The organism is Pseudomonas sp. EGD-AK9, from assembly GCF_000465935.2.
GTDB lineage: Bacteria > Pseudomonadota > Gammaproteobacteria > Pseudomonadales > Pseudomonadaceae > Aquipseudomonas.
Map to the genome: position 1 here is coordinate 1 of NZ_AVOF01000197.1, position 6,321 is coordinate 6,321.

At 65.9% G+C, this 6,321-nt stretch carries 6 protein-coding genes and 1 pseudogene; 6 read left to right on the plus strand and 1 reads right to left on the minus strand.

Translation table 11 applies throughout. The features are described 5' to 3' along the window. Positions 1 to 1,857, plus strand: a 1,857-nt coding sequence (gene polA, locus N878_RS10625) for a DNA polymerase I (RefSeq protein ID WP_021443638.1), incomplete at its 5' end; no start/stop codon positions are given. 458 nt (positions 1,858 to 2,315) lie between these two features. Here polA and yihA read toward each other — a convergent pair. Continuing rightward, on the minus strand, positions 2,316 to 2,966 hold the full coding sequence (yihA, locus tag N878_RS10630) for a ribosome biogenesis GTP-binding protein YihA/YsxC (protein WP_021443639.1): 651 nt from the start codon (positions 2,964 to 2,966) through the stop codon (positions 2,316 to 2,318). A gap of 245 nt (positions 2,967 to 3,211) precedes the next feature. Here yihA and N878_RS10635 point away from each other — a divergent pair, with 245 nt between their 5' ends. From N878_RS10635 to N878_RS10655, 5 genes and pseudogenes are all read left to right on the plus strand, one after another. Beyond that, a complete protein-coding gene (locus tag N878_RS10635) occupies positions 3,212 to 3,502 on the plus strand; it encodes a cytochrome c5 family protein (RefSeq protein WP_021443640.1) in 291 nt (96 codons plus the stop codon). Between the two features lie 51 nt (positions 3,503 to 3,553). Further along, positions 3,554 to 4,159: a cytochrome c gene (locus tag N878_RS10640; RefSeq protein ID WP_021443641.1), complete on the plus strand. Its 606-nt coding sequence runs from the start codon at positions 3,554 to 3,556 to the stop codon at positions 4,157 to 4,159. A 152-nt stretch (positions 4,160 to 4,311) separates the two neighbouring features. Then, positions 4,312 to 4,938, plus strand: coding sequence for a thiol:disulfide interchange protein DsbA/DsbL (locus N878_RS10645; protein WP_021443642.1), 627 nt, complete (start codon positions 4,312 to 4,314; stop codon positions 4,936 to 4,938). Positions 4,939 to 4,957: 19 nt separating this feature from the next. After that, positions 4,958 to 5,830, plus strand: coding sequence for an endonuclease/exonuclease/phosphatase family protein (locus N878_RS10650; RefSeq protein WP_021443643.1), 873 nt, complete (start codon positions 4,958 to 4,960; stop codon positions 5,828 to 5,830). Positions 5,831 to 5,839: 9 nt separating this feature from the next. Then, positions 5,840 to 6,321 (plus strand): annotated as a pseudogene (locus tag N878_RS10655) (GGDEF domain-containing protein); the annotation flags it as partial.

The following is a 6,321-nucleotide window of genomic DNA, read 5'->3' on the forward strand; positions in this document are numbered from 1 at the left end:
GACAGCGCCGAGGACGTCGCCGAAGCGCTGCCGCCGAGTGCCGGCGACTACCAGCTGGTGCTGGAACAGGCGCAGTTCGACGCCTGGCTGAACAAGCTGGAACAGGCCGAGCTGATCGCCTTCGACAGCGAAACCACCAGCGTCGACGCCCAGCAGGCGCAACTGGTCGGCCTGTCCTTCGCGGTCAAGCCCGGCGAGGCCGCCTATATCCCGCTGGCGCACAGCTATATGGGCGTGCCGCAGCAGCTCGACCGCGACCGGGTCTTGAACGCGCTCAAGCCGATCCTCGAAGACCCGGCCAAGGCCAAGGTCGGCCAGCACGCCAAGTACGACATCAATGTCCTGGCCAACGCGACGCCGCCGATTGCCGTTCAGGGCGTGGCCTTCGACACCATGCTCGAATCCTACGTGCTGGATTCCACCGCCACCCGCCACGACATGGACAGCCTGGCGCTGAAGTACCTCAATCACAGCACCATCCGTTTCGAGGACATCGCCGGCAAGGGCGCCAAGCAGCTGACCTTCGACCAGATCGCCCTGGAACAGGCCGGCCCCTACGCCGCCGAGGATGCCGACGTCACCCTGCGCCTGCACCAGGAACTGTGGCGCCGGCTCGAAGCCGTGCCGTCCTTGGCCAAGGTGCTGCGCGAAATCGAGATGCCGCTGGTGCCGGTGCTGGCGCGCATCGAGCGCAACGGCGCACTGGTCGACGCCAAGCTGCTCGGCGAGCAGAGCGTCGAGCTGGGCGACAAGCTGGTGGAACTGGAGCGCGAGGCGTTCGCCATCGCCGGCGAGGAGTTCAACCTGGCCTCGCCCAAGCAGCTTGGCGTGATCCTCTACGAAAAGCTCGGCTACCCGGTGATCAGCAAGACTGCCAAGGGCCAGCCGTCCACCGCCGAGGCGGTGCTCGCGGAACTGGCCGAGCAGGACTTCGAGCTGCCCAAGGTGCTGATGCAGTACCGTAGCTTAAGCAAGCTCAAGAGCACCTACACCGACAAGCTGCCGGAACAGATCAACCCGCGCACCGGGCGCATCCACACCAGCTACCACCAGGCGGTGGCGGCCACCGGCCGGCTGTCGTCGAGCGATCCGAACCTGCAGAACATCCCGATCCGCACCGCCGAAGGGCGGCGTATCCGCCAGGCCTTCGTCGCGCCCAAGGGCTACCGGCTGCTGGCGGCCGACTACTCGCAGATCGAGCTGCGCATCATGGCCCACCTGGCCAAGGACGAAGGCCTGCTGGATGCCTTCCGCCACGACCGCGACGTGCACAAGGCCACTGCCGCCGAAGTGTTCGGCGTGGCGCTGGAGGAGGTGAGCAGCGATCAGCGGCGCAAGGCCAAGGCGATCAACTTCGGCCTGATCTACGGCATGAGCGCCTTCGGTCTGGCCAAGCAGATCGACGTCGACCGCAAGCAGGCGCAGGCCTATATCGACCGTTACTTCGCCCGCTATCCCGGCGTGCTGAGCTATATGGAACGCACCCGCGCGCAGGCCGCCGAGCAGGGTTATGTGGAAACCGTCTTCGGCCGCCGCCTGTACCTGCCGGAAATCCACGCGCAGAACCAGGCCATGCGCAAGGGCGCCGAGCGCGCGGCGATCAACGCGCCGATGCAGGGCACCGCGGCGGACATCATCAAGCGCGCGATGATCGCCGTGGACGCCTGGCTGCAGGACAGCGGCATCGACGCGCGGATCATCCTCCAGGTGCACGACGAGCTGGTGCTGGAAGTGCGCGAGGAACTGGTCGAGGAGGTCGGCGCGCAGATCAAGGCGCTGATGGGCGGCGCGGCGGAACTGGACGTGCCGCTGCTGGTGGAAGTGGGCGTCGGCGCCAACTGGGACGAGGCGCACTGAGGGGCGCCTCCGACCGGGCGTGGGGGGGCGCTGCGTACCGGCGAGGGGCGGTCGGCGCCCCCACGAACAAGCCTCCAGGGAATCAGCAGGTCGCTGGTTATTGCGAATGGTTTTTAAAAAAAGGATGAACTTTCCGCTAAGGCGCCCGGTCAGAGTTCTTGAATGGCTGTTAAGCCTTTCAATGCTCCTATGTTGTGTTAAGTGTTGGCAGACATCTGAACCCCGCCCTAGCGGTTCAGACCTTAAACCCCGAACTTCTCCCTCCCCATACGAAGCTCGGGGTTTTTTTTGCCTGTAGAAAAGTGCGCGCTTGCGGCCTGCTCTCCGGGAGACGACTGCAGGGAGGCAGGAGTTGGAGCGACGCAGGATGCCCAAGTCGAGGGTGCCCGAAGGACGGAAGAGGGAGCTTGCGCGCTCATGACGACTCGTCTCTCGGTGCGCCTGGCGCACCCTAAGCGTCAGGCCTCCTCGGCGCCTTCCTCGTCCTCTTCCGGCAGCAGATCCAGCCAGCCGGCCAGCACCAGCTGCGCCTCTTCCACGCCCATGCGCTTGGGCGCCGAGAACAGCTGGATGCCGATGCCATCGCCCCACTGCTTGCGGATTTCCTGCTGCACCTTGAGCAGGGCGTTCTTCGCCGCGCCGAAGGCCAGCTTGTCGGCCTTGGTCAGCAGGATGTGCAGGGGCATGCCGCTTGCCACCGACCAGTCCAGCATCATGCGGTCGAATTCGGTCAGCGGGTGGCGGATGTCCATCATCAGCACCAGGCCGCAGAGGCTCTCGCGGCTGCCCAGGTAGGCCTCCAGGTGCTTCTGCCAGTGCTGCTTGAGCGGGATCGGCACCTTGGCGTAGCCGTAGCCGGGCAGGTCGACCAGGCGGCGCTCGTCGTCCAGGCGGAAGAAGTTGAGCAGCTGGGTGCGCCCCGGGGTCTTCGAGGTGCGCGCCAGGCTGGCGTGGGTCAGGGTGTTCAGCGCGCTCGACTTGCCGGCGTTGGAGCGGCCGGCGAAGGCCACTTCCAGGCCACTGTCCTCGGGGCACTGGTCGACCTTGGCGGCACTGATGAGGAAGCTGGCCTGCTGGCACAGACCGATGATGGGGTTCTTCGGGAGCATGGGGGTATCCGGTGGGCGCCCCGCACTCGCCAGCTGGCGTTCGGGGACTTGCGACATTTCCGCGCACCTGCGGCACGCCAGGTGGCGCGGCAAGCGGCGTCGTTTCCGTTTCAGCGTTGCCAGTATATAATGCCGCAGATTTTGTGTGCGCTTTGTCCCACCCGCAGGAACCCGATTGCCGGGAACGATTAACCAGGCTGCTCGCTAGAAAGCAGAACGTTCCCCTCCCTGATGAGGTAGATCTGATGAAGAAAATGCTGCTCGCGGCTGCCGTAACTCTGCTGTCCTTCAACGGCTACGCTGCCCAAGATCCGCAAGCTGTATACGACCGTGCCTGTGGTGTTTGCCACAACGGCCAGATTCCCACGGCCCCGCAGAAAGGCGACAAGGCCGCCTGGGAGCCGCGTCTGGCCAAGGGCATGGACGCACTGGTACAGAGCGTCACCAATGGTTTGAATGCCATGCCGCCCCGCGGGTTGTGCATGGACTGCACGGCGGAGGACTACCAGGCGGTCATCAAGCTGATGACCGAATGAGTGGACCCGGCCGATAACCCTTATCTCTCTTAGCCGTAGTTGGATTAGCTGATGAACAAAGTACTCGTGAGTCTGCTGTTGACCCTGGGCCTCACCGGCCTGGCACAGGCTGCCGGCGATGCCGCAGCCGGTCAGGGCAAAGTCGCCGTCTGTGGCGCCTGCCATGGCGCCGATGGCAACAGCCCCGCGCCAAACTTCCCCAAGCTGGCCGGTCAGGGCGAGCGCTACTTGCTCAAGCAGCTGCACGACATCAAGTCCGGCAACCGCCAGGTGGTCGAGATGACCGGCATGCTGGATAACCTCAGCGACCAGGACATGGCCGACATCGCCGCCTACTTCGCCAGCCAGCAGATGAGCGTCGGCGCCGCCGATCCCAAGCTGGTCGAGCGCGGCGAAGCGCTGTTCCGCGGCGGCAAGCTGGAAGAAGGCATGCCGGCCTGCACCGGTTGCCACTCGCCGAACGGCGCCGGCCTGGATGCCGCGGGCTTCCCGCAGCTGGGCGGCCAGCATGCCACCTACGTGGCCAAGCAGCTGACCGACTTCCGCGAAGGCAACCGCACCAACGACGGCGACGCGATGATCATGCGCGCTATTGCGGCCAAGCTGAGCAACAAGGATATCGAGGCGGTTTCCAGCTTTATCCAGGGTCTGCACTAAGCCGACTACCGTCGTAGTTGATAAGACAAAGGGTGGCTGCGGCCACCCTTTTTCGTCTGCGCCGCGGCTACAATGGCCGGAACCTGCCCCCGGGCGACGAGTCCTAGTATCGATTCGCCATTGGGCGACGCTTACCAGCCAAGGAGTACTCCATGCGTAACCTGATTTTCGGCGCCGCTCTGGCCCTCAGCAGCCTGTTCGGCGTCGCCGCCCATGCCGAGCCCGTCGCCGGCCAGCACTATGTCGAGCTGAAGAGCCCGGTACCGGTGTCCAAGCCCGGCCAGATCGAGGTAGTGGAGCTGTTCTGGTACGGCTGCCCGCATTGCTACCAGTTCGAGGCCACGCTCAACCCCTGGGTCGAGGAACTGCCGGAAGACGTCAACTTCGTGCGCATCCCGGCGCTGTTCGGCGGCATCTGGAACGTGCATGGCCAGGCGTTCATCACCCTGGAAAGCATGAAGGTCGAGCAGAAGGTGCATGACGCCGTGTTCAACGCCATCCACCAGGAGAAGAAGAAGCTGGCCTCCGCCGAGGAATTCGCCGACTTCGTCGCCACCCAGGGCGTGGATCGCGGCGCCTTCCTCAAGACCTTCAACTCCTTCGCCGTCAAAGGCCAGATGGAAAAGGCCAAGAAGCTGGCCATGGCCTATCAGGTCACCGGCGTGCCGGTGATGATAGTCAACGGCAAGTACCGCTTCGACATCACCTCCGCCGGCGGTCCGCAGCAGGCCCTGAAGCTGGCCGACCACCTGATCGCCAAGGAGCGCGCCGCGCTCTGAGCGGCCGCTGGCGCCGACCATGCTGCGCCGCTGGCGACAGACCCGCGCGGTTGGCCTGTGCGATCCACAGGTCAACCCGCATTGCGCCGCTGATGCCCAGTGGCCCGCCGACGGCCTGCTGCGCCTGCTCAGCTTCAACGTCCAGGTCGGCATCAACACCCAGCGTTACCATCACTACCTGACCCGCAGTTGGCAGCACCTGCTGCCGCATGCCGGGCGCAGCGGCAACCTGCAGCGCATCGGCGACCTGCTCGCCGATTTCGACCTGGTGGCATTGCAGGAGGTCGACGGCGGCAGCCTGCGTTCCGGCTACGTCAATCAGGTCGAGTACCTGGCCCAGCAGGGCGCGTTTCCCTACTGGTACCAGCAGCTCAACCGCAACCTCGGGCGTCTCGCCCAGCACAGCAACGGCGTGCTCAGCCGTCTGCGTCCGACCCTGCTGGAGGATCATCCGCTGCCCGGCCCACCGGGGCGCGGGGCGATCTTCCTGCGCCTGGGCGAGGGCGAGCAGGCGCTGGGGGTGGTGATGATGCACCTGGCCCTCGGCCCGCGTACCCGTACCCGCCAGCTCGCCTACATCCGCGAGCGGGTCGGCGAGTTCCGCCATCTGGTGCTGATGGGTGACATGAACACCCACGCCAGCGACCTGCTGGAGAACTCGCCACTGCGCGACCTCGGCCTGATCGCGCCGCAGGTTCAGGCGACCTTCCCCAGCTGGCGGCCGCAGCGCTGCCTCGACCATATCCTGCTCAGCCCGGGGCTCGAACTGGGGCGGGTCGACGTGCTCAGCCAGCCGATCTCCGACCACCTGCCGGTGGCCGTGGAAATCCGTTTGCCGCGCGCTCAGAGTAGTGGCCAAACGCCTATGCTGAAGGCGCCCTCCCGTGGATAAGCAGGCCGTATGAGCGATGACGCGCAACGCTGGAAAGACAAGTACCTGAGCAGCCTGGAGCAACAGGAAAGGCTCGAACGGCGCTGGGAGTTGCGCCTCGACCTGCTGCGCCGCGGCCTGGTGCGCAGCAGCCTGGCCGCCGAGGGGGCGGACAAGGCGGTCGACCAGTGCATGCAGGAGATGCGCGACATCCTCCGCCGCGACGACATGGACGCGGCGCTCGGCGGCCTGATCCCGCGCCTGGAGAAGGCCGTGCTGGATTCCGAGCTGCGTCGCCAGCAGCGCGCCGGCGAGGCCACCGCGGCGCTGACCCGACTGGTCGAACAGTTGCAGCAGCTGCAACCGCCGCGCGAGGTACGCAAGGCACTGAAGACGCTGGCCAAGCAGTTGCACGAGGCCAGCGGCCAGACGCATCAGCTGCCGGCGCTGCTCAGCCAGCTGAGCAGCCTGCAGGGGCAGGCGCTGGAGGTGCTGCGCACGCCGGCGGCCGA